The organism is Pseudomonas sp. 3JA, from assembly GCF_036961705.1.
GTDB classification, from domain to species: domain Bacteria; phylum Pseudomonadota; class Gammaproteobacteria; order Pseudomonadales; family Pseudomonadaceae; genus Aquipseudomonas; species Aquipseudomonas fluorescens_Q.
In genome coordinates, this window is sequence record NZ_JBAMDJ010000006.1 from 59,490 (window position 1) to 83,182 (window position 23,693).

The window sequence follows — 23,693 nt, forward strand, 5'->3', positions numbered from 1 at the left end:
TATTTATGATCGGGAAGCCATGATGATTGGCATAAAAAGCATAGCGAGTTACGTGCCGACCGCTGGTGTGGATAACTACGCTCAGGGTGCCAAATTCGAGAAGGATGAAGAGTTCATCCTTGGAAAGATCGGTTCGGCGTTCTTGCCGCGCAAAGACGCTGACCAGGAAACCTCGGATCTGTGTGTACAAGCAGTGAACGCGTTGTTCGCCAACAACCCGGAGCTTTCGCGCGATTCAATCGATGCACTGATCGTCGTTACCCAAAACGGTGACGAAGAGGGGTTGCCGCACACGGCCGCCATCGTGCAGGACAAGCTCGGGCTGCCGACCCATGTGGCGGCGTTCGATATATCGCTCGGCTGCTCGGGCTACGTGTACGGCATATATGCTCTGAAAGGCTTCATGGAGGCTGCAGGGCTGAAGAACGGATTGCTGGTCACCGCCGACCCGTATTCGAAAATTGTCGACCCTGAAGATCGCAACACCACCATGTTGTTTGGCGATGCGGCCACGGCCACCTGGATGGCGGAGGGTGCCAGCTGGCAGTTGGGCAAATCCAAATTTGGCACCGACGGGTCCGGCGCGCCGCACCTTAAGGTCAGCGACGGTGTGTTTTTCATGAACGGTCGCCAGGTGTTCAATTTTGCCTTGCTGAAAGTGCCGGCTCATTTGCACGAACTGCTGAATGAGTCCTCACTGCAGGCGAGCGATATTGATGCGTTTTGCATCCACCAGGGCAGTGCGGCGATTGTCGATGCCGTGGCGCGGCGTTTCGAGGGAGATCCTGAGAAATTCATCAAGGACATGGTCGAGACCGGTAATACCGTGTCGTCGAGCATTCCGCTGCTGTTGGAAAAGCACGTCCTGGACGCCGAATGGAAGCGCGTGGCAATTAGCGGTTTCGGTGTAGGCCTGTCCTGGGGATCGGCGATTCTTTATCGTGATTGATTGATTACCTCCTTCCCTATTAGCGCTTCAGGTCAGCCTGTGGCGCTATTTTTTTGCCTGCGGTTTTGTTCTGCGGTTTCTTGACGCCATTTTTCGGGCCTTTGCCCAACGCTAACCCCTTGTTTCACAAGGGGTGGCAGTCTGCTAGCAAATTTTTTGAAAAAAGCCCTCAAGCAAGTTCCCAACCCGACGATAACTATTACGAAGGTTCTCTAGGCCACACCCGGCGGTTGCCAGGGCCGGAAGCCGCAGTACCCAACCAACGAGGAATTCGTCATGGCTTTAACAGTAAACACTAACGTCACATCGTTGAACGTTCAGAAGAACCTGAACAAGGCTTCCGATGCTCTGTCCACTTCGATGACCCGTCTGTCTTCCGGCCTGAAAATCAACAGCGCCAAAGACGACGCCGCCGGCCTGCAGATCGCTACCCGCATGACCTCGCAAATCCGCGGTCAGACCATGGCGATCAAGAACGCCAACGACGGTATCTCCATGGCGCAGACCGCTGAAGGCGCGATGCAGGAGCAAACCAACATCCTGCAACGTATGCGTGAACTGGCTGTTCAGTCTCGCAACGACAGCAACAGCGCAACCGATCGTGACGCTCTGAACAAAGAGTTCTCGCAGATGAGCGCCGAGCTGACCCGTATTGCCAACAGCACCAACTTGAACGGCAAGAACCTGCTTGACGGTACCGCCAGCACCATGACCTTCCAGGTCGGCTCCAACGCTGGTGCCTCCAACCAGATCACGCTGACCCTGAGCGCCAGCTTCGACGCTGACACCATGGGTGTAGGTTCGGCAATCACCATCGCTGGCTCCACCAGCGCCATTGCTGAAACCAACTTCTCGGCTGCCATCACTGCGATCGACTCGGCACTGCAAGACATCAACACTGCCCGTGCCGACCTCGGTGCCGCACAAAACCGTTTCTCCAGCACCATCTCCAACCTGCAGAACATCAACGAAAACGCCAGTGCTGCACTGGGTCGCGTACAAGACACTGACTTCGCGGCTGAAACTGCGCAACTGACCAAGCAGCAGACTCTGCAGCAAGCGTCTACTTCGGTTCTGGCCCAGGCCAACCAACTGCCATCCGCTGTACTGAAGCTGCTTCAGTAATAGCCGGATGAGTTTTAGCGGGGGAGTGCGCTTGCGTGCTCTCTCGCTTTTTCCGTTCAAGAGGTGATGGACATGGATATGAGCGTGAAGCTGAACTTGTCTTATCCAGCGGCGAAGCCGGTGCCTGCAGTGGTCGACAAGCCCGTGGAGAAGCCTCAAGCCGAGGTTGCTACCGTAACCCCGGTCAAGCAAGCGCCTAAAGACGCTGCCGCCGAGCAGGACAAACTCAAGAAGGCCGTTCAGGAAATCGAGAAGTTTGTTCAGTCGGTCAAGCGCAACCTGGAGTTCTCTATTGATGAGCCTTCAGGCAAAGTAGTGGTCAAAGTGATTGCCAGTGGTTCCGGTGAAGTGATTCGCCAGATCCCGAACGAAGAAGTTCTGAAACTGGCCAACAGTTTGAATGATGCAAACAGCTTGTTGTTCAGCGCCGAAGCCTGACAACCGGCACGAATTTTGTTGTTATGTTCTTTTGGGCGTTGTAAAGGTCAAAAGGCCGGCGACACACTGAAGGGAGTCCCACATGGCAAGTCCAATTCTACCTGGCTTGGGTCTAGGCTCTGGCCTTGATACCACCGCGATCGTCAAGGCGCTGGTCGATTCCGACAAGGCCGCCAAGCAAGGTCAGATCACCCGAGCGACGACGACGACTACCAACAGTATCTCCGGGGTCGGAACCCTGAAGTCATTGTTGGCGGCCTTCAATACCGCCATGAAGGACTTGGCCAGTACCACGAACCCGCAATTCTCGGGTTTTGCCGCGACATCTTCCGCCCCTGGTGTCCTGACGGCTACCGCCAGCAACTCTGCGGTGGGTGGTACCTATTCAATCAAGGTCGATAAAATTGCAACGGCTTCCAAGGTCACCACAGCGGCCTTTGCCGGTGGTGCCAGCAGTGCCATCCCGACCGGAACGCTGACCATCAAGCAGAACGGCGTCGACTACAACCTCAACGTGGGGGCAGGCGCGACCCTGCAATCGGTTCGCGACTCGATCAACGCCGACGTGTCCCTCAAGGCGGCGGGTTTCAGTGCCAACATCGTGACCGACTCCTTTGGTTCGCGCTTGGTGTTAGGTTCGACGACTACGGGGGCTGGATCCGACATCTCAGTCAGCGGCATAGCCGGACTTGAGATAGACGGGACGAACGTCGTGGGTGCTGGCGGCGCTGCGCTGACAGCAACTTCGGCGGGCGCGATTGGTGCTGTGGCGCAGGATGCCGCGTTCTCCATCGACGGCATGGCGCTGACCAGCAAAAGCAATACCGTAAGCACGGCTATTTCCGGACTGACGTTGAATTTGCTTAGCGGGGGAGCGAGCGCTACTTCAACCATTACCGTCGCGCCGAACAATGATGGTCTGAAAGCGTCCATCCAGAAATTCGTCGACGCCTATAACGCCATTGCCACCAGTATCACCGCGCTGACCAAGCCTTCGCTCGATGCTGACGGTAACCCTACCGTGCCGGCAAAGTTGACCGGTGACGCGTTGCCTCGTTCGCTGCTGGCGTCGATTCGCGGTCCGCTGTCGGAGACCGGTTCTGGCGACAAGCTCACCGTACTGGCGCAACTGGGTATCACCACCAACCAGAAGACCGGTGCCTTGGATTTCAATACCACCAAGTTCACCACGGCGATGAACGACAAGAAGCTCAGCGGTGAAGTCCAGACGTTGTTCACCGGTACCAATGGTCTGCTGGAGCGTATGGGCAAGGCTATCGAACCCTACTCCCAGACCGGCGGTATCCTGGATCAGCGGACCACGGCGCTGAACAAGACCCAGACCCGGCTGACGAACGATCAGGCGGCCCTGGACCGCCGAGTCGAGACCCTCACCGCCGTGCTGACCAAAAAGTACAACGACATGGACACCCTGGTCGGCAAGCTGAAGGCGACTGCTAGCAACATCACCTCGATGTTCGAAGCATTGACGGCACAACAGAAAAACAGCTGATTTTCGACCGACGCAAAAAGCCCGGCAACGTTTTGACAGCGCTCCGGGCTTTCGGCTTTTCGGTCTAAAGTTTTTTGACGCGACGTCGATACGCTGTTTATACGAACCGAAGTTTTCAGATGAGGTAGAACATGAATCCGATGTTAGCCCTTCGCCAATACCAGAAGATTGGCGCCCAGGCGCAAACCTCCGAAGCAAGCCCCCATCGTCTGGTACAGATGCTCATGGAAGGTGGCCTGGATCGTATCGCCCAGGCCAAGGGTGCGATGGAGCGCAACGATATCGCCAGCAGAGGCGTGTTGATCAGCAAGGCCATCGGCATCGTCGGCGGTTTGCGTGAAGGTCTGGACCTGGAAAACCAGGCCGAGTCAGTGGCCGAACTGGATGCGCTCTACACCTACATGATGAAACGTCTGGCCGAAGCCAACGTCAAGGCCGATGTGAAGCTCCTCGACGAAGTCGCCGATCTGCTTCGCACGGTCAAGGAAGGCTGGGATGCCATTGCCGCGCCTGGTCCGCAATTCTAAGGAGTGCTCTCATGAGTCTTGTCCTGCAGCGAATCGAACATACCCGTGATGCCCTGGTCGATGCCTTGGCCGAGCGAAACTGGGAAGCCATCGGTCAATTGGACCTGGCTTGCCGTTCCTGCATGGAAGACGTCCTGGGTGAGCCTCAGGTGGACGAGGCGGCGTTGCGGATCAATCTTGAGGAATTGCTAGGGGTCTATCGGCAATTGCTGGAGGCTGCGACGGGAGAGCGTCAGGCGATCGTCGACGAGATGCAACAGATCCATCAAGCACAGAACGCCGCAAAGGTTTACCATCTGTTCGGTTAATGCTCAGTTAATCCGAACCCGTTGCGCCATAAATTTGACTGTGCACGGTTTTTTGACTTAACTAGTAGCTGTTTACAGATTTAAGGCGTCTACAGGCATGACAAGTCTGCAAGCGTCTAGCTTGCCCCCTAATTTCGGGCATTGGGTTGACTAGGGAAGTTGCTATTGCATGTGGCGTGAAACCAAAATTCTCCTGATCGATGACGATAGCGTCCGCCGCCGCGACTTGGCGGTGATCCTAAATTTTCTTGGTGAAGAAAATTTACCCTGCGGAAGCCATGACTGGCAGCAGGCTGTCGGCTCATTGTCGTCCAGTCGTGAAGTCATCTGTGTCCTTATCGGGACCGTAAATGCTCCCGCAACGCTTTTGGGCTTGCTAAAGACACTCTCAACCTGGGATGAGTTCCTTCCGGTTTTGTTAATGGGCGAAAATTCTTCCCTTGACTTGCCTGAAGACCAGCGCCGCCGGGTACTTTCCACGCTCGAAATGCCGCCCAGCTACAGCAAGCTGCTGGATTCTCTGCATCGCGCGCAGGTTTATCGCGAGATGTACGACCAGGCCCGCGAGCGTGGCAGGCATCGCGAACCCAATCTCTTCCGTAGCCTCGTCGGCACCAGCCGGGCGATCCAGCACGTGCGCCAGATGATGCAGCAGGTCGCCGATACCGACGCCAGCGTACTGATCCTGGGCGAGTCGGGCACCGGCAAGGAAGTGGTCGCGCGCAACCTGCATTACCACTCCAAGCGCCGCGAAGCGCCGTTCGTGCCAGTCAACTGTGGCGCGATCCCGGCCGAGTTGCTGGAAAGCGAACTGTTCGGCCATGAGAAAGGCGCCTTCACCGGCGCGATCACCAGCCGCGCCGGGCGTTTCGAGCTGGCCAACGGCGGTACGCTGTTTCTCGATGAAATCGGCGACATGCCGCTGCCGATGCAGGTCAAGCTGTTGCGAGTCCTGCAGGAGCGCACCTTCGAGCGCGTGGGCAGCAACAAGACCCAGAGCGTTGATGTGCGCATCATTGCCGCTACGCACAAGAACCTCGAGAGCATGATCGAGGTTGGCAGTTTCCGCGAAGACCTCTATTACCGTCTCAACGTTTTCCCGATCGAAATGGCGCCGCTGCGTGAGCGGGTCGAAGACATCCCGTTGCTGATGAACGAACTGATCTCGCGCATGGAGCACGAGAAACGCGGTTCGATCCGCTTCAACTCGGCGGCGATCATGTCCCTCTGTCGCCATGGTTGGCCGGGCAACGTCCGCGAGCTGGCCAATTTGGTGGAGCGCATGGCGATCATGCACCCGTACGGGGTGATCGGCGTGAACGAACTGCCGAAGAAATTCCGCTACGTCGACGACGAAGACGAGCAAATGGTCGACAGCCTGCGCAGCGACCTGGAGGAGCGGGTGGCCATCAACGGTCACACGCCGGACTTTACCGCCAATGCCTTGCTGCCGCCCGAAGGCCTGGATCTCAAGGATTACCTGGGAGGCCTTGAACAAGGGCTGATCCAGCAGGCGCTGGACGATGCCAACGGCATCGTGGCCCGCGCCGCAGAACGCCTGCGCATCCGTCGCACCACCCTGGTGGAGAAGATGCGCAAGTACGGCATGAGCCGTCGCGAAGGAGATGAACAGGCGGATGATTGACGCCTGTTTTCCAACCGCCTGATTTTCAGGCGGTTTTTTTTCGGCACGGGTATTGCTATAGCCCTCGCAACGTTCCGTTTAACTGACGGTCAGCCAAGCGAGAGAGCACGATGACCCAAGTCGCCCAGATGTCTCCTGTCCCCGAGCCGGGACACATGCCCTCCGCCGAGCAGGCAAGCCGGCTTGGACTTGAGCAGGCATTTTCGCTGTTCAGCCAGATGTCCAGCCAACTGACGGATTCCTACAGCCTGCTTGAAGCCCGGGTCACCGAGCTCAAGGGCGAGCTGGCCGTGGTCAGCGCCCAGCGCATGCAGGAGCTGGCGGAAAAGGAGCGCCTGGCCAATCGTCTGCAAAATCTCCTCGACCTGTTGCCCGGTGGCGTGATCGTCATCGACGCCCACGGCCGTGTGCGCGAAGCCAACCCGGCGGCCTGCGAGTTGCTCGGCCTGCCCCTGGAAGGCGAGCTGTGGCGGCACGTCATTGCCCGTTGCTTTGCGCCCCGGGACGACGATGGCCATGAAGTGTCCCTCAAGGATGGTCGGCGCCTGTCCATCTCGACGCGCTCGCTGGACGCCGAGCCGGGGCAGTTGGTGCTGCTCAATGACTTGACTGAAACCCGGCACTTGCAAGACCAGTTGGCTCGCCACGAGCGCTTGTCTTCCCTGGGGCGGATGGTGGCCTCGCTGGCCCATCAGATTCGTACGCCGCTTTCTGCCGCGCTGCTCTATGCCAGTCATCTGACTGAACAGCAATTGCCGATGGAAACCCAGCAACGCTTCGCTGGACGCTTGAAAGAGCGCCTGCACGAACTGGAGCACCAGGTGCGGGACATGCTGGTATTCGCTCGCGGCGAGCTGCCGTTGACCGACCGTGTCACCCCCAAGGCCTTGTTGCAATCGCTGCAGGCCGCGGCGTTGACCCATGTACAGGAGCTGCCGATCCGCTGGCAGTGCGACAGTCACGTCGGCGAAGTGTTGTGCAACCGCGACACGTTGGTGGGCGCGGTGTTGAACCTCATCGAAAACGCGATCCAGGCCAGCGGTGGCGACGTCCGGCTGAAAGTGCACTTGTACACACGGGACAACACCTTGCGCCTGTGTGTCAGCGACAACGGCAGCGGTATCGAGCCGGCCGTGCTGGCGCGCCTGGGCGAGCCGTTCTTTACCACCAAGACCACTGGCACCGGCCTGGGCCTGACCGTGGTCAAGGCCGTGGCCCGTGCCCATCAGGGAGAATTGCAACTGCGCTCGCGGCTGGGCCGTGGCACCTGTGCGACGGTGTGCTTGCCGCTGTTTTCCAATGCGCCAGAGGTGGAGTGAAAGCAATGGCGATCAAGGTGTTACTGGTTGAGGATGACCGGGCCCTGCGCGAGGCGCTGGCCGATACCCTGGTGCTGGCCGGGCACGACTACGCCGCCGTCGGTTCGGCGGAAGAGGCGCTGCTGGCGGTGGGCCGCGAAGCGTTCAGCCTGGTGGTCAGTGACGTCAATATGCCGGGCATGGACGGCCATCAATTGCTCGGCCTGTTACGTGCCCGTCAGCCGCAATTGCCCGTCTTGCTGATGACCGCTCACGGCGCCGTCGAGCGCGCGGTGGACGCCATGCGCCAGGGCGCCGCGGATTACCTGGTCAAGCCGTTCGAGCCAAAAGCACTGCTGGACCTGGTCGCACGCCATGCCTTGGGCAGCCTCGCGGTCGAGGGCGAAGGCCCGGTGGCCATCGAACCGGCCAGTGCGCAACTGCTGGAATTGGCCGCGCGGGTGGCGCGCAGCGATTCAACCGTGTTGATTTCCGGCGAGTCCGGTACGGGCAAGGAAGTGCTGGCGCGCTATATCCACCAGCAGTCCCGGCGCGCCAGCGAACCGTTCATTGCCATCAATTGCGCGGCGATTCCCGACAACATGCTCGAGGCGACGTTGTTCGGCCACGAAAAGGGCTCGTTCACCGGCGCCATCGCGGCCCAGGCCGGCAAGTTCGAGCAGGCCGACGGTGGCACGATCCTGCTCGATGAAATTTCCGAAATGCCGATGGGCTTGCAAGCCAAGCTGTTGCGGGTATTGCAGGAGCGGGAAGTGGAGCGGGTCGGCGCGCGCAAGCCCATCAGCCTGGATATCCGCGTGGTGGCAACCACCAACCGCGATCTGGCCAGCGAAGTGGCGGCGGGACGGTTTCGTGAGGACCTCTATTACCGCTTGTCGGTATTCCCGCTGGCTTGGCGTCCGTTGCGCGAGCGCACCGCCGATATCCTGCCGCTGGCCGAGCGGTTGCTGAACAAGCACGTCAATAAAATGAAGCACGCGGCGGCCCGGCTTTCAGCCGAAGCCCGGGCTTGTCTGGTTGCCTACCCGTGGCCGGGTAATGTCCGAGAGCTCGATAACGCCATCCAGCGGGCCTTGATCCTGCAGCAGGGTGGCTTGATCCAGCCGGAGGATTTCTGCCTGGCGGGGCCGGTGGCCTGCGCACCGTTGCCTGCGCTGTCGCCGGTGCCAGCAGCGGCCTTTGCCCCCTCGGTGGAAGTGGAAGGCGAGTCGGCCGGCGCCTTGGGAGACGACCTGCGTCGTCGCGAGTTCCAGATGATCATCGACACCCTGCGCGCCGAACGCGGTCGTCGCAAGGAGGCGGCCGAACGCCTGGGGATCAGCCCGCGCACCCTTCGCTACAAGCTGGCGCAAATGCGCGACGCCGGCATGGATGTCGAGGCTTATCTGTTCGCCAGTTGAATAAGCATAAGACCCCGCTGTGGGAGCGAGCTTGCTCGCGATAGCGGCGGGTCAGTGATGTGATGGGCAAGTTCGCTCCCACAATGAGGCAGTGCGCGCATTTGTTTTCCATCGCCATGGAGCTGGCACCCTTGTTGCTAATACCTGAATACCCGCTGAGTAAGTGTCAAAAAAATGCGGGCCGCCAGAGAGAGTAGACCATGAGCCAAGGTATTGAATTTAATCGGTTGATGCTGGACATGCGGGCCATGCAAATGGACGCCATGGCCCAGCCTAAATCGGTCGCGGTCCCCCAGGTGGGTGGCAGCAGCTTTTCCGACATGCTCGGTCAGGCCGTCAATAAAGTGAACGATACCCAGCAGGCATCGAACCAGTTGGCCAGTGCTTTCGAGATTGGCAAAAGTGGCGTCGACCTGACGGACGTAATGATCTCCTCGCAGAAAGCCAGTGTCTCGTTTCAGGCGTTGACCCAGGTTCGTAACAAGCTGGTTCAAGCCTACCAAGACATCATGCAGATGCCGGTTTAAGGAAATTATTGAGTCATGGCAGAAGCAGCCGTTGATAACGTTCCGGCCAAGGCCACTCCGGTAGACGGCAAACCGCCGCTGTTCGGTCTGTCCTTCCTGGAAAATCTCTCCGAGATGACCATGCTGCGTCAGGTGGGCCTGTTGGTCGGCCTGGCTGCCAGCGTGGCGATTGGTTTTGCCGTGGTGCTGTGGTCCCAGCAGCCGGACTACCGGCCGCTATATGGCAGCTTGGCGGGCATGGACGCCAAGCAAGTCATGGAAACCCTGGCTTCCGCCGACATTCCTTACACCGTCGAACCCAATTCCGGCGCGTTGCTGGTCAAGGCTGATGACGTTGCCCGTGCGCGCCTCAAGCTCGCCGCCGCTGGCGTGACGCCTACCGATGGCAACATCGGTTTCGAGATCCTGGACAAGGACCAGGGCCTGGGAACCAGCCAATTCATGGAAGCGACCCGTTATCGTCGCGGCCTGGAAGGTGAGCTGGCGCGGACCATTTCCAGCCTGAACAACGTCAAGGGTGCCCGTGTGCACCTGGCGATCCCTAAAAGCTCGGTGTTCGTGCGCGATGAGCGCAAGCCCAGCGCTTCGGTATTGGTCGAGCTGTATTCGGGCCGTTCCCTGGAGCCAGGCCAGGTCGTGGCCATCGTCAATCTGGTGGCGACCAGCGTACCCGAACTGAGCAAATCGCAGATCACCGTGGTCGACCAGAAAGGCAACCTGTTGTCCGATCAGGCGGAAAACTCCGAACTGACCATGGCTGGCAAGCAATTCGATTACAGCCGCCGCATGGAAGGCATGCTGACCCAGCGGGTGCACAACATCCTGCAACCGATCCTGGGTAACGATCGCTACAAAGCCGAAGTGTCGGCCGATGTGGATTTCAGCGCCGTCGAGTCCACTTCCGAGCAGTTCAACCCGGACCAACCGGCGTTGCGCAGCGAACAGTCGGTGAATGAACAGCGTACCGCCAGCAATGGCCCGCAAGGCGTACCGGGTGCCCTGAGCAACCAGCCGCCATCGCCGGCCAGCGCGCCGCAGACCACCGGTGGCGCCACCGCGGCCGCCGGCATGGTCCAGCCTGGGCAGCCGCTGATCGATGCCAATGGCCAGCAGATCATGGACCCGGCCACCGGCCAGCCGATGCTGGCGCCGTATCCGGCCGACAAGCGTCAGCAGTCGACCAAGAACTTCGAACTCGACCGTTCCATCAGCCACACCAAGCAACAGCAGGGCCGCTTGAATCGCCTGTCGGTCGCCGTGGTGGTGGACGATCAGGTCAAGGTCAACGCGGCCAACGGCGAAACCAGTCGTGCGCCATGGAGCGCCGACGAATTGGCGCGCTTTACTCGCCTGGTGCAGGACGCCGTCGGTTTCGACGCCAGCCGCGGCGACAGCGTCAGCGTGATCAACGTGCCGTTCTCCCTGGAGCGCGGTGAAGTGGTCGCCGATATTCCGTTTTATTCGCAACCCTGGTTCTGGGATGTGGTCAAGCAAGTACTGGGTGTGCTGTTTATCCTGGTGCTGGTGTTTGGCGTGCTGCGTCCGGTGCTCAACAACATCACCGGTGGCGGCAAGAGCAAGCAGTTGGCAGGCTTCGGTGATGTCGAGCTGGGAGGCATGGGCGGCCTGGATGGCGAATTGGCCAACGATCGCGTCAGCCTCGGCGGGCCGCAGAGCATTCTGCTGCCAAGCCCGAGCGAAGGCTATGACGCTCAGTTGAACGCTATCAAGAGTCTGGTGGCAGAAGATCCGGGTCGTGTGGCCCAGGTCGTGAAAGAGTGGATTAACGCAGATGAGTGATAATCGAGCCGCTGTTGCCAAATTGTCCCGGGTCGACAAAGCCGCGATCCTGCTGCTGTCCCTGGGTTCGACCGACGCTGCCCAGGTGCTGCGCCACATGGGGCCCAAGGAGGTCCAGCGGGTGGGCGTGGCCATGGCGCAGATGGGTAACGTGCACCGTGAGCAGGTCGAGCAGGTGATGAGTGAGTTCGTCGACATCGTCGGCGATCAGACCAGCCTGGGCGTCGGTTCCGACGACTACGTGCGCAAGATGCTCACCCAGGCGCTGGGTGAGGACAAGGCCAACGGCCTGATCGACCGGATCCTGCTGGGCGGCAACACCAGCGGCCTGGACAGCCTCAAGTGGATGGAGCCGCGGGCGGTTGCCGACGTGATCCGTTACGAGCACCCGCAGATCCAGGCGATCGTGGTGGCTTACCTCGACCCGGACCAGGCCGGTGAAGTGCTGGGCAATTTCGACCACAAGGTGCGCCTGGACATCATCCTGCGGGTGTCTTCGCTCAACACCGTGCAGCCGGCGGCCCTGAAAGAATTGAACCAGATTCTCGAGAAGCAGTTCTCGGGCAACTCCAATGCCTCGCGCACCACCCTGGGCGGCATCAAGCGCGCGGCGGACATCATGAACTTCCTCGACAGTTCGATCGAAGGTCAGTTGATGGACTCGATCCGCGAGTTCGACGAAGACCTGTCCGGTCAGATCGAAGACCTCATGTTCGTGTTCAACAACCTGTCCGATGTCGACGATCGTGGCATCCAGGCGCTGTTGCGCGAAGTGTCGTCCGACGTGCTGGTACTGGCCCTCAAGGGCTCGGACGAAGGCGTCAAGGAAAAGATCTTCAAGAACATGTCCAAGCGGGCGGCCGAACTGTTGCGCGACGATCTCGAGGCCAAGGGCCCGGTACGCGTCAGCGACGTGGAAACCGCACAGAAGGAAATCCTCACCATCGCCCGCCGCATGGCCGAAGCCGGGGAGATCGTTCTCGGTGGCAAGGGCGGCGAAGAGATGATCTAAGGTCGTTATGTCTGCCAAGAGTGATGAAGCACCCAGCGACCTGATCCGCGCCCGTGACGTCGGTGGTTTCGACGTCTGGTCGCTGCCCAGCTTCGACCCCCATGTTCCCGAGCCTGAGCCGGAACCGGTGGAAGAGCTGCCGGAACCGGAGGAAGTGCCGCTGGAAGAAGTCCAGCCACTGACCCTCGAGGAAGTCGAGAGCATTCGCCAGGAGGCCTACAACGAAGGCTTTGCCGTGGGTGAAAAGGAAGGCTTCCACAGCACCACGCTCAAGGTCCGCCAGGAAGCCGACGTGGCGCTGACGGCCAAGCTCCGTGCGCTGGAATCGCTGATGCTCAACCTGTTCGACCCCATCGCCGAGCAGGACACCCAGATCGAGAAATCCCTGGTCGGGCTGGTGCAACACATTGCCCGGCAAGTCATCCAGCGTGAACTGGCCATCGATTCGACCCAGATCGAACATGTCATGCGCGAAGCGCTCAAGTTGTTGCCATTGGGCGTGGGCAATGTGCGGCTGTACATCAATCCCCAGGACTTCGAGCTGGTCAAGGCCCTGCGCGAACGCCATGAAGAAACCTGGCGTATCGTCGAGGACGCTTCGCTGCTGCCCGGCGGTTGCCGTGTGGAAACCGAACACAGCCGCATCGACGCAACCGTTGAAACTCGCATCAGCCAGATCATGGCCAAATTGTTCGACCAGTTGCACGAACAGGCCCTGCATCCAGCCGCTCCCGACCTGAGCCTGGAACTGCCGGACGAACCCCTGATCAGCGCTGATGCCGCGCCGGTCGATGCTGGCTTGGATGTACCTGAATTGGACGCTTCTGCACTGGACAGCCGCGATGCGCCTTGAGCGAACCAGCTTCGGCAAGCGCCTGGGCAGCTACGCCGAGGCCAGTGAGCTGGCCGGCCAACCGATCCTGGAAGGTCGCCTGCTGCGCATGGTCGGCTTGACCCTCGAAGCCGAGGGCCTGCGTGCCGCCATGGGCAGCCGTTGCATGGTGATCAACGACGACAGCTACCACCCGGTGCAGGTCGAAGCCGAAGTCATGGGGTTTTCCGGCAGCAAGGTCTTCTTGATGCCGGTGGGCAGTGTCGCCGGTATCGCGCCCGGTGCGCGCGTGGTACCCCTGGCCGATAACGGTCGCCTGCCCATGGGCATGAGCATGCTCGGGCGCGTGCTGGACGGGGCCGGGCGCGCCCTGGATGGCAAGGGCGGCATGAAGGCCGAAGATTGGGTGCCGATGGACGGCCCGACGATCAACCCCCTCAAGCGCGACCCCATCAGCGTACCGCTGGACGTGGGTATCCGCTGCATCAACGGTTTATTGACGGTCGGGCGCGGCCAGCGCCTGGGCCTGTTTGCCGGTACCGGGGTGGGCAAGAGTGTGCTGCTGGGCATGATGACCCGTTTCACCGAGGCCGACATCATCGTGGTGGGACTGATCGGCGAGCGGGGTCGTGAGGTGAAGGAATTCATCGAGCACATTCTTGGCGAGGAAGGGCTCAAGCGTTCGGTGGTGGTGGCTTCGCCAGCGGACGATGCGCCATTGATGCGCCTGCGGGCAGCCATGTACTGCACGCGCATTGCCGAGTACTTCCGCGACAAAGGCAAGAACGTCCTGTTGCTGATGGATTCTCTGACCCGTTTCGCCCAGGCTCAGCGGGAAATCGCCTTGGCCATCGGCGAGCCGCCGGCCACCAAGGGTTATCCGCCTTCGGTATTCGCCAAGCTGCCGAAACTGGTGGAACGCGCAGGCAATGCGGAAAAGGGCGGCGGTTCCATCACCGCGTTCTATACCGTGCTGTCCGAAGGCGACGACCAGCAGGACCCCATCGCCGACTCGGCCCGGGGCGTACTCGACGGGCACATCGTGCTGTCCAGGCGCCTGGCCGAAGAAGGGCATTACCCGGCCATCGACATCGAGGCGTCCATCAGTCGGGTCATGCCGTCGGTGATCAGTGCCGAACACATGAAGCGGGCCCAGCAGTTCAAGCAGTACTGGTCGCGCTACCAGCAAAGCCGCGACCTGATCAGCGTCGGCGCCTATGTCCCCGGCGGTGATCGCGAGACCGACACCGCCATCAGTCTTTACCCGTCCATGGCCGTTTATCTGCGCCAGAGCCTGAACGACAACATCGGCATGGGCGCCAGCGAAGCGCACTTGCAGACTATTTTCGCCCCGGTCTCAGGCACGTAACCGGCCATGGCCACGAGTCGTGCGGCACGCCTGGCGCCAGTGGTGGACATGGCCGAAAAGGCCGAGAAGACCGCCGTCCAGCGACTGGCCTATTTCCAGGGCCAGGTCAAAGTCGCCGAAAGCAAGCTGGCTGACCTCGAAAACTTTCGACTCGAATACCAGGAACAGTGGATCGCCCGTGGCGCCCATGGGGTTTCCGGGCAGTGGTTGTTGGGTTACCAAGGATTCCTCGCGCAGTTGGGTACCGCTATCGACCAACAGCGTCAAAGCCTGGTCTGGCACCAGAACAACCTGGAAAAGGCCCGTCAGAGCTGGCAAGAGGCGTTTGCCCGGGTCGAAGGGTTGCGCAAACTGGTGCAGCGCTATATTGATGAGGCGCGGCAACTGGAAGACAAGCGCGAACAGAAACTGCTGGATGAATTGTCCCAGCGCCTGCCGCGTCAGAATCCCTATTGATGAGAAGCCAGGATTTTGTCGGATGATCGAGGCAAAACCTTGCTCAGACCTCTACCTGATGCTACACCTTGTACACGTATGTCCATGACAGGGAAGCTGAACATGTCAGTCGTTACAGAAGTATCCCAAGATGGGAAGAAATTGACGATTTCGATCGAAGGTCGATTCGATTTCGGACGGCACCAGGAGTTTCGCGAGTCTTACGAGAGACTCATTAACAAGCCCGAGTCCATTGTGGTGGATTTGAAGAAGGCCACCTATCTCGACAGTTCCGCCTTGGGCATGCTCTTGCTGTTACGTGATCATGCCGGTGGCGACGAGTCGGACATCCGGGTCGTCAACAGCAGCAGCGACGTCAAGAAAATCCTTGCGATCTCCAATTTTGACAAGCTGTTCGACATCAGTTGATCGCCATGCAATCGTCGTCGGAGCCACTGACGGTCCTGATTGCCGAAGACAGTGCCGCTGATCGACTGCTGTTGTCGACCATCGTCCGCCGCCAGGGGCATCATGTGCTCACTGCGGCCGATGGCGCCGAAGCGGTCGAGGTCTATCTGGAAAAGCGTCCGCACCTGGTGCTGATGGACGCAATGATGCCGGTAATGGACGGCTTCGAAGCCGCGCAGAAAATCAAGCAGTTGGCCGGGGACCAGTTGGTCCCGATCATTTTCCTCACCTCGTTGACCGAGAGCGAAGCCCTGGCCCGTTGCCTGGAGGCGGGCGGCGACGATTTCCTGGCCAAACCCTACAACCAAGTGATCCTGGCGGCCAAGATCAAGGCCATGGACCGTTTGCGTCGGTTGCAGGCCACGGTGGTGGAGCAGCGCGACCAGATTGCCCGGCACCATGACTACTTGCTCAACGAGCAACGGGTCGCCAAGGCCGTGTTCGACAAGATCGCCCACTCCGGCTGCCTGAGCGCGCCGAACATCCGTTACTTGCAATCGCCATATGCCTTGTTCAACGGTGACCTGCTGTTGGCAGCGTTCAATCCGGCCGGCGACATGCACGTCCTGCTGGGGGATTTCACCGGCCACGGTTTGCCGGCGGCGGTCGGCGCGATGCCGCTGGCGGAAGTGTTCTACGGGATGACCGCCAAAGGCTATGGCTTGGCGCAGATCCTGCGAGAGATGAATGCCAAGCTCAAACGCATCCTGCCCGTGGACATGTTCTGTTGCGCGACGTTGTTATGCCTGAGCTTCCAGCGTTGCACGGTAGAGATCTGGAACGGCGGCATGCCCGATGGATACCTGCATGACAGCCTCAGCGGCGTGCGTACGCCATTGCCGGCGCGTCACCTGCCATTGGGCGTGCTCACCCCTCAATTATTCGATGACCGCACCGAAGTGCATACCATGTCGCTGGGTGACCGGGTGTTCCTGTTGTCCGATGGCGTGATCGATACCACTGACGAAGACGAGCAACTGTTTGGCGTTGAACGGCTGCAACAGGTATTTGCCGCCAACCGTGAACCCGACCTGCTGTTTGAAGATATCCAGCAGGCCTTGCGAGATTTTCGCGGTGAGTCGCGGGATGACTTCAGCATGGTCGAGTTGCGACTGGTCGCCCCGACGCAACTCAATCCGCCGCCACCGGTCTATTCCGATAGCGGCCAGTCCAGCCCTCTGGATTGGTCGGTGAGCTTCGAATTCCGGGCGCAAACGCTCAAGCGCTTCAATCCGATGCCCTATTTGCTGCAGTTGTTACTTGAGGTCCATGGGCTCAGGGTGCAAAGTGGCGCCCTTTACAGCGTCATGTCGGAGCTGTATTCCAATGCCCTGGATCATGGGGTGCTGGGGCTCGACTCCAGCCTCAAGCGTGACGCGGTGGGTTTTGCCCGCTATTACAGAGAGCGCAATACGCGCCTGGATGAGCTGAGCGACGGCTATGTGCGGGTGCACTTGCATGTCTCGCCAAGCGGCGAGGGTGGTCGCCTGGCCATAGAGGTCGAGGACAGTGGCGAGGGTTTTGACGTCGCCAGGGTGCTGGCGCGCCCTGTGGACACTGATCGGTTGTCGGGGCGCGGCGTGAGCCTGGTACGCCAGTTGAGCCACCAAGCCAGTTGGTCAGACGATGGTCGTAGTGCCCGCGTGGAGTTTTTCTGGGAGGCTCCGGCATAATCGGCGCCATTCTTGATCAGGGAGCGAACAAGTGAACGAGATTCATCTGGACCGCGACGTCCTCAGCACGCTGAAGGAAGTCATGGAGGAGGGGTATCTGGAGTTGCTGGATACGTTTCTCAATGACTCGGAGGCTCGCTTGCGCGTGCTGCATGAGGCACGGGACGCTGAAAAACTGAGCGCCACGGCCCACAGCTTCAAGGGCAGCAGCAGCAACATGGGCGCTATCCGCCTGGCCGAGCTGTGTGGCGAACTGGAACAACGTGCCAAGCAGCCGTCATTGGGCGGTATCGAGAAACTGGTCAACGAAATCGACAGCGAATTTGCTTATGTTCGCAAGCTTTGCAGGGAAGAGCGCGAAGGCTTTCACTGCTGAGATTTGACGGTCGGGCAGACGTTGGCCCGTGCCTTGCATTGCCTAGTCTCGACTGTACCTATGATTCCAGTGCAGCGGAGACCTTTTTATGCCCGTTACCCCCAATACACTGCTTCAGGCCTCTGTCCAGGCCAAGCCCAAGGCCGCCGTCAATTCACCGGCAGCGGCCCCGGATCTCGGGGATAGAGCCTCCAGCTTCGCTCAAGTCTTCGCCAAGCAGGCGCCTGACAAGGCTGCGGCGGCCCCTGAGCCACCAGTGAAATCGGCGCGCGACAACGCTTCCAGTAACACCGTCAAAAAAGACACCGGCAACCAAACCCCTGCCACCTCGGAACCGACAGTTGCCGATAGCGGCAAACCCTTGCCCGCGGAAAAACCGGTTAGCGCCGACGACGAGACTGCCAGTGACGACAACGCCGACTCGGCTGAGACGCCAGTGGCGGAGGCTGCACCCGTCGATCCGAGCCTTGATCCAGGATTGCTACCCGACGTGACGGTGCCGGTGGCGACAATCGCGCCGGAACCTGCGCCTGTGGCCACGCCCGAGACTCAGGTCACCACAGCCGTCGCGGCACCGCTTGCCCCGCTGGTGGCGCCAGCCCAGGCTGCGGTGGTCCCGGAGGTCGACCCAGCCTTTGACCCTGAAGCCGACCCGCTCGACGCATTGCCCGCCTTGCGGTTGGCGATGGAACAGGGCGGTCATGTTTCCGCCTCCAGCCAGGCGCAATCCAAGACTGCTGCCTCGGCGTCGCTCGACGGTGAGCCGACTTCGGCGCAGACCTTCGCCGCAGGCATGGCGAGCATGCTCACGGTGCAGGCCGACCAGAACAGTACCGAGTCCGGTAGCCAGCAGGGCGGTGACAAGGCATTCGGCGGCTTGATCAGCGAAGGCCTTAAGGACCTGAGCGCCGCTTCCAGTGATACTCGCGTGGACGATTTCGCCAACCGCCTGGCCGCACTGACCCAGGCTGCTACGCCCAAGACCGCCAACGCGGTGCCGGTCAATCAACCTATCGCGATGAATCAGAGCGGTTGGACCGAAGAGGTGGTCAACCGGGTGATGTACCTGTCCAGCGTCAATCTCAAGGCGGCCGACATCCAACTGCAACCCGCCGAACTTGGACGCCTGGATATCCGGGTGAACATGGTTCCGGACCAGCAGACCCAGGTCACGTTCATGAGTGCCCATTCCGGCGTTCGCGAAGCTCTCGAGGGGCAGATGCATCGCCTGCGGGACAGTTTCGCTCAGCAGGGCATGGGCCAGGTCGATGTCAGCGTGTCCGATCAATCCCGAGGCTCGCAGAACCAGGGGCAGCAGGCCCAGCAGCAAGCCCAGGCCGGGCGCACGACGTCGTCCGGTGGGCGAGTGGACTCAGCGGATGAACACCTGCCGGCCAGCGTTGCGGAAGTGGCGGCCAGTACCACCAGCGTCATTGGCTCCAGTGCGGTCGACTACTACGCCTGATGTCACACACCCCTCAGTGGGAGCGAGCGTGCTCGCGATAGCGGCTTGTCAGTCACCTTGCGGGTAACTGATCCTTCGCTATCGCGAGTACGCTCGCTCCCACATTGGTTTCAGGGCGATCAAAGATTGCATCCGGCCCGCCATCTTCTCTCTTGTCACTTCTGGCATAACACTTGCTCCAGCCTTGCCGTGCAACAGTGAAAACCCCGATTAGTGACGGATTATTGGCATGGCGAAGAGTGAAGCAGCAGCTGTAAAAGACCCTGCAACCAAAGGCAAACTCAAGCTGATCATCATGATCGTGGTGGGTTTGCTCCTGGCGATCGGCGTGTCCGTGGGGGCGACCTGGTATTTCATGCACAGCGCTCAGAGCAAGCCGGCAGTGGCGGTCGAGGCTGCGCCGGTGGGCAAGCAGCCGGCGATTTTCGAACCGATGGCGCCCGCTTTCGTGGCCAACTACACCGTGAACGGTCGTCAACGCTACATGCAGGTCAGCATTACTCTGCAAGGTCGCAACCAGGCTGACCTGGAAGCGCTGCGGGTACACATGCCACTGATCCGCAATAACCTGGTGATGCTCTTTTCCGGACAGAGTTTCGACACCTTGGCCACGCCCGTCGGCCAGGAAATGTTGCGTCAGAAAGCCACGGCCAGCGTGCAGGAAGTCGCTCAGAAAGAGCTTGGCAAAGTGGTGATCGAACAGTTGCTCTTCACTAACTTCGTATTGCAGTAGGAACACGACATGGCCGTGCAGGACCTGCTGTCCCAGGACGAAATCGATGCGCTGTTGCATGGTGTCGACGACGGTCTGGTACAGACCGAAAACGCTGCTGAACCGGGCAGCGTCAAAAGCTACGACCTGACCAGCCAGGACCGCATCGTTCGCGGACGCATGCCGACCCTGGAAATGATCAACGAACGTTTCGCCCGCTACACCCGCATCAGCATGTTCAACATGCTGCGCCGTTCGGCCGATGTGGCCGTCGGTGGCGTGCAGGTGATGAAGTTCGGCGAGTACGTGCACTCGCTGTACGTGCCCACCAGCCTCAACCTGGTGAAGATCAAGCCGTTGCGCGGCACCGCGTTGTTCATCCTTGACGCCAAGTTGGTGTTCAAGCTGGTGGACAACTTCTTCGGTGGTGACGGCCGTCACGCCAAGATCGAAGGTCGGGAATTCACCCCAACCGAGTTGCGGGTGGTGCGCATGGTGCTGGAGCAGGCCTTCGTCGACCTGAAGGAAGCCTGGCAGGCGATCATGGAAGTGAACTTCGAGTACATCAACTCGGAAGTGAACCCGGCCATGGCCAACATTGTCGGCCCGAGCGAGGCCATTGTGGTCTCGACCTTCCACATCGAACTCGATGGCGGTGGCGGCGATCTGCACGTGACCATGCCGTACTCGATGATCGAGCCGGTGCGTGAAATGCTCGACGCCGGTTTCCAGTCGGACCTCGACGATCAGGACGAGCGCTGGATCAATGCCTTGCGCCAGGACGTGCTGGATGTCGACGTGCCGATCGGTGCGACGGTCGCTCGCCGGCAACTGCGCCTGCGGGACATCCTGCACATGCAGCCGGGGGACATCATCCCTGTCGAGATGCCGGAAGACATGATCATGCGCGCCAATGGCGTGCCGGCCTTCAAGGTCAAGATGGGCTCTCACAAAGGCAACCTGGCGTTGCAGGTGATCGAGCCGATCGAACGCCGCTGAGCGGTGTCGAACGCCTTAAGTTTGTAATGGTTTTTTGCTTCTAACTGAATTTTTGCCCGCCGAGGACACGTGATGGCTGACGATATGAATACCCAGGATGACCAGGCGCTGGCCGATGAATGGGCCGCGGCCCTGGAAGAAACCGGCGATGCCGGGCAAGCCGACATCGACGCCTTGCTGGCCGCCGACACTGGCGCCCATGCGTCCAGTCGCCTGCAGATGGAAGAATTTGGCAGCGTGCCGAAGAGTCATGAGCCGGTGACGCTCGATGGTCCGAACCTGGATGTGATCCTCGATATCCCGGTGTCGATCTCCATGGAAGTGGGCAGCACCGACATCAACATCCGCAACCTGCTGCAGCTCAACCAGGGTTCGGTGATCGAACTGGACCGCCTGGCCGGCGAGCCGCTCGACGTACTGGTCAACGGCACCTTGATCGCCCATGGCGAAGTGGTGGTGGTCAATGAGAAGTTCGGCATTCGCCTGACGGACGTGATCAGCCCGAGCGAACGCATCAAGAAGTTGCGCTGAGTGAAAGGTTTCTTCGCTGCAGCCGCGATGCTGCCATTGAGTGTGCTGGCGGCCGAACCGGTTGCCACGGCCGCCGCTGCGCCGGTAGCAGGCAGTGGTATCGCCGGGCAATTGGCGCAGTTGGTGCTCGGCTTGCTGCTGGTTCTGGGCTTGATCTTCTTTCTCGCCTGGTTGTTGCGGCGTGTGCAGCAGGCGGGGCCGGCTGGCAAGGGGCAGGTCATCGACATCGTCGGTTCCCGCGCGCTCGGACCGCGCGACCGGCTGGTGCTGGTACAGGTCGGTAACGAGCAGATCCTGCTCGGCTTGAGCCCGGGTACCATCACCGCCTTGCACGTCCTCAAGGAGCCGGTGCAGGTGCCCTCCGCCGAGCAGGCCAGCCCCGAATTTGCCCAGCGCCTCATGGAACTGTTGGGTAAAGACCAGAAGGATAAAAAGTAATGCCATTGCGCATTCTGTTGGCATTGGCCTTGATGCTGGCCGCACCGTTGGCGTTCGCCGCCGATCCGCTGTCGATCCCGGCGATCACCCTCGGAACCAACGCCGAAGGGGCCCAGGAATACTCGGTCAGCCTGCAGATCCTGCTGATCATGACCGCGCTGAGCTTCATCCCGGCGTTCGTCATGCTGATGACCAGCTTCACCCGGATCATCATTGTCTTTTCGATCCTGCGCCAGGCCCTGGGCCTGCAACAGACCCCCTCGAACCAGATCCTCACCGGTATGGCGCTGTTTTTGACCATGTTCATCATGGCGCCGGTGTTCGACCGGGTGAACCAGGATGCGCTGCAACCTTACCTGGCAGAAAAAATCACCGCCCAGGATGCCGTGGCCAAGGCTGAAGTGCCGATCAAGGATTTCATGCTGGCCCAGACCCGCAGCAGCGACCTGGAGCTGTTCATGCGCCTGTCCAAGCGCACCGATATCCCCAGTGCCGACCAGGCGCCGCTGACCATCCTGGTGCCGGCGTTCGTGACGTCCGAGCTGAAGACCGCGTTCCAGATCGGCTTCATGATTTTCATCCCGTTCCTGATCATTGACCTGGTGGTCGCCAGTATCCTGATGGCCATGGGCATGATGATGCTCTCTCCGCTGATCATTTCCTTGCCGTTCAAGATCATGCTGTTTGTGTTGGTGGATGGCTGGGCGCTGATCATCGGTACCCTGGCGGGCAGTTTCGGCGGTGTTTAGGCCTTTTGTGCGGGGAGGGCGATATGACGCCTGAAGTAGCGGTAGACCTGTTCCGTGAAGCACTCTGGCTGACGACCGTGATGGTTGCCATTCTGGTGATCCCCAGTCTGCTGGTGGGGTTGCTGGTGGCAATGTTCCAGGCTGCGACCCAGATCAACGAGCAGACCTTGAGCTTCCTGCCGCGCCTGCTGGTGATGTTGGTGACGCTGATCGTCGCCGGGCCCTGGCTGGTGCAAACCTTCATGGAATACATCCTGCAGTTGTACGGCAGTATTCCGCAGTTGATCGGCTGACCTCATGTCGATGCTCGCGCTGACGGACACCCAGATCAGTACGTGGGTGGCGTCGTTCATCCTGCCGCTGTTTCGCGTCGCCGCGGTGCTCATGAGCATGCCGGTGTTCGGTACAACCTTGGTGCCGACCCGCGTGCGGCTGTATTTCGCCTTGGCAATCACGGTGGTCATTGCGCCCGGGTTGCCACCGATGCCGCCGGTCAATGCCCTGGACCTCAGCGGCCTGATGTTGATCGCCGAGCAGATCCTCATCGGCGCCTTGATGGGCTTTTCGCTGCAGTTGTTTTTCCAGGCGTTCGTGGTAGCGGGGCAGATCATTTCTATCCAGATGGGTATGGCCTTCGCGTCCATGGTCGACCCCACCAATGGCGTGACGACGGCGGTAATCGGTCAGTTCCTGACGATGCTGGTAACGCTGTTGTTTCTTGCCATGAACGGGCATCTGGTGGTGTTCGAGGTATTGACCGAGAGTTTTACCACCTTGCCGGTGGGCAGCGCGTTGCTGGTCAATCATTTCTGGGAAATCGCCGGCAAACTCGGCTGGGTCCTGGGTGCGGCGATGGTGCTGGTATTGCCCGCGATCACTGCGCTGCTGGTGGTCAACATCGCCTTTGGCGTGATGACCCGGGCAGCGCCGCAGCTGAACATTTTCTCCATCGGTTTCCCGCTGATCCTCACGCTGGGCATGGTGATTTTCTGGATCAGCCTGGGGGATATCCTCAACCAGTATCAGCCGCTGGCCATCCAGGCCTTGCAACTGCTACGCGACATGGCACAGGCACGCTGAACC

26 protein-coding genes are annotated in these 23,693 nt (G+C 60.2%); all 26 read left to right on the plus strand.

The genetic code is table 11. The features are described from left to right. Positions 1–22: 22 nt before the first annotated feature. The 26 genes from V7773_RS06415 to fliR all read left to right on the plus strand — a co-directional run bounded on the left by V7773_RS06415 (position 23) and on the right by fliR (position 23,690). Positions 23–949, plus strand: a complete 927-nt coding sequence (locus tag V7773_RS06415; RefSeq protein WP_072341701.1) for a ketoacyl-ACP synthase III — start codon at positions 23–25, stop codon at positions 947–949. 276 nt (positions 950–1,225) lie between these two features. Beyond that, entirely contained in the window at positions 1,226–2,074 is an 849-nt protein-coding gene (locus V7773_RS06420) for a flagellin domain-containing protein (RefSeq protein ID WP_072341585.1), read from the plus strand. A 72-nt stretch (positions 2,075–2,146) separates the two neighbouring features. Then, entirely contained in the window at positions 2,147–2,512 is a 366-nt protein-coding gene (locus tag V7773_RS06425; protein ID WP_072341590.1) for a flagellar protein FlaG, read from the plus strand. An 82-nt stretch (positions 2,513–2,594) separates the two neighbouring features. Continuing rightward, positions 2,595–4,025 (plus strand): flagellar filament capping protein FliD, encoded by a 1,431-nt coding sequence (gene fliD, locus V7773_RS06430; protein ID WP_336072717.1) that lies wholly within the window; start codon positions 2,595–2,597, stop codon positions 4,023–4,025. A 131-nt stretch (positions 4,026–4,156) separates the two neighbouring features. After that, positions 4,157–4,552 carry a flagellar export chaperone FliS gene (gene fliS / locus V7773_RS06435; protein ID WP_336072718.1) on the plus strand — a complete coding sequence of 132 codons (396 nt, stop codon included), beginning with the start codon at positions 4,157–4,159 and terminating at the stop codon, positions 4,550–4,552. 11 nt (positions 4,553–4,563) lie between these two features. Further along, positions 4,564–4,860, plus strand: coding sequence for a flagellar protein FliT (locus V7773_RS06440; RefSeq protein ID WP_072341599.1), 297 nt, complete (start codon positions 4,564–4,566; stop codon positions 4,858–4,860). 169 nt (positions 4,861–5,029) lie between these two features. Beyond that, positions 5,030–6,505, plus strand: coding sequence for a sigma-54 dependent transcriptional regulator (locus V7773_RS06445; RefSeq protein ID WP_003199076.1), 1,476 nt, complete (start codon positions 5,030–5,032; stop codon positions 6,503–6,505). Positions 6,506–6,615: 110 nt separating this feature from the next. Continuing rightward, positions 6,616–7,824, plus strand: a complete 1,209-nt coding sequence (locus tag V7773_RS06450) for a sensor histidine kinase (protein WP_442963443.1) — start codon at positions 6,616–6,618, stop codon at positions 7,822–7,824. Positions 7,825–7,829: 5 nt separating this feature from the next. Further along, positions 7,830–9,224 (plus strand): sigma-54-dependent response regulator transcription factor FleR, encoded by a 1,395-nt coding sequence (gene fleR, locus V7773_RS06455; RefSeq protein ID WP_092222861.1) that lies wholly within the window; start codon positions 7,830–7,832, stop codon positions 9,222–9,224. A gap of 200 nt (positions 9,225–9,424) precedes the next feature. Next, a complete protein-coding gene (fliE, locus tag V7773_RS06460; RefSeq protein WP_003199082.1) occupies positions 9,425–9,751 on the plus strand; it encodes a flagellar hook-basal body complex protein FliE in 327 nt (108 codons plus the stop codon). A 15-nt stretch (positions 9,752–9,766) separates the two neighbouring features. After that, on the plus strand, positions 9,767–11,551 hold the full coding sequence (fliF, locus tag V7773_RS06465) for a flagellar basal-body MS-ring/collar protein FliF (protein WP_336072719.1): 1,785 nt from the start codon (positions 9,767–9,769) through the stop codon (positions 11,549–11,551). After that, the gene (gene fliG / locus V7773_RS06470) at positions 11,544–12,563 is read left to right on the plus strand and encodes a flagellar motor switch protein FliG (protein ID WP_003199086.1); all 1,020 of its coding nucleotides are present in this window, start codon (positions 11,544–11,546) and stop codon (positions 12,561–12,563) included. Before fliF ends, fliG begins: the two co-directional genes overlap by 8 nt. 7 nt (positions 12,564–12,570) lie before the next feature. Then, positions 12,571–13,416: a flagellar assembly protein FliH gene (gene fliH, locus V7773_RS06475; protein WP_336072721.1), complete on the plus strand. Its 846-nt coding sequence runs from the start codon at positions 12,571–12,573 to the stop codon at positions 13,414–13,416. Next, positions 13,406–14,764: a flagellar protein export ATPase FliI gene (gene fliI / locus V7773_RS06480; RefSeq protein WP_063322402.1), complete on the plus strand. Its 1,359-nt coding sequence runs from the start codon at positions 13,406–13,408 to the stop codon at positions 14,762–14,764. The genes fliH and fliI overlap by 11 nt, the downstream gene beginning before the upstream one ends. 6 nt (positions 14,765–14,770) lie before the next feature. Next, the gene (fliJ, locus tag V7773_RS06485) at positions 14,771–15,220 is read left to right on the plus strand and encodes a flagellar export protein FliJ (protein ID WP_003199091.1); all 450 of its coding nucleotides are present in this window, start codon (positions 14,771–14,773) and stop codon (positions 15,218–15,220) included. 102 nt (positions 15,221–15,322) lie between these two features. Beyond that, positions 15,323–15,628 carry an STAS domain-containing protein gene (locus V7773_RS06490; protein WP_336072722.1) on the plus strand — a complete coding sequence of 102 codons (306 nt, stop codon included), beginning with the start codon at positions 15,323–15,325 and terminating at the stop codon, positions 15,626–15,628. A 5-nt stretch (positions 15,629–15,633) separates the two neighbouring features. Then, positions 15,634–17,340: an ATP-binding SpoIIE family protein phosphatase gene (locus V7773_RS06495; RefSeq protein ID WP_072341619.1), complete on the plus strand. Its 1,707-nt coding sequence runs from the start codon at positions 15,634–15,636 to the stop codon at positions 17,338–17,340. Positions 17,341–17,371: 31 nt separating this feature from the next. Beyond that, positions 17,372–17,716, plus strand: a complete 345-nt coding sequence (locus V7773_RS06500; protein WP_063322400.1) for an Hpt domain-containing protein — start codon at positions 17,372–17,374, stop codon at positions 17,714–17,716. 88 nt (positions 17,717–17,804) lie between these two features. Then, a complete protein-coding gene (locus tag V7773_RS06505) occupies positions 17,805–19,181 on the plus strand; it encodes a flagellar hook-length control protein FliK (protein ID WP_336072725.1) in 1,377 nt (458 codons plus the stop codon). Positions 19,182–19,410: 229 nt separating this feature from the next. Continuing rightward, on the plus strand, positions 19,411–19,914 hold the full coding sequence (gene fliL, locus V7773_RS06510; RefSeq protein ID WP_060738644.1) for a flagellar basal body-associated protein FliL: 504 nt from the start codon (positions 19,411–19,413) through the stop codon (positions 19,912–19,914). Positions 19,915–19,923: 9 nt separating this feature from the next. After that, positions 19,924–20,892 (plus strand): flagellar motor switch protein FliM, encoded by a 969-nt coding sequence (gene fliM / locus V7773_RS06515; RefSeq protein ID WP_003184019.1) that lies wholly within the window; start codon positions 19,924–19,926, stop codon positions 20,890–20,892. Positions 20,893–20,964: 72 nt separating this feature from the next. Beyond that, entirely contained in the window at positions 20,965–21,423 is a 459-nt protein-coding gene (gene fliN / locus V7773_RS06520; protein ID WP_003199107.1) for a flagellar motor switch protein FliN, read from the plus strand. 27 nt (positions 21,424–21,450) lie between these two features. Continuing rightward, complete coding sequence (gene fliO / locus V7773_RS06525) at positions 21,451–21,861, plus strand: flagellar biosynthetic protein FliO (RefSeq protein ID WP_063325145.1); 411 nt, start codon at positions 21,451–21,453, stop codon at positions 21,859–21,861. After that, positions 21,861–22,610, plus strand: a complete 750-nt coding sequence (gene fliP / locus V7773_RS06530) for a flagellar type III secretion system pore protein FliP (RefSeq protein ID WP_003199111.1) — start codon at positions 21,861–21,863, stop codon at positions 22,608–22,610. The genes fliO and fliP overlap by 1 nt, the downstream gene beginning before the upstream one ends. Positions 22,611–22,633: 23 nt before the next feature. After that, positions 22,634–22,903 (plus strand): flagellar biosynthesis protein FliQ, encoded by a 270-nt coding sequence (gene fliQ / locus V7773_RS06535; protein WP_024618176.1) that lies wholly within the window; start codon positions 22,634–22,636, stop codon positions 22,901–22,903. A 10-nt stretch (positions 22,904–22,913) separates the two neighbouring features. Then, positions 22,914–23,690 (plus strand): flagellar biosynthetic protein FliR, encoded by a 777-nt coding sequence (fliR, locus tag V7773_RS06540; RefSeq protein WP_336072816.1) that lies wholly within the window; start codon positions 22,914–22,916, stop codon positions 23,688–23,690. Positions 23,691–23,693: the final 3 nt, after the last annotated feature.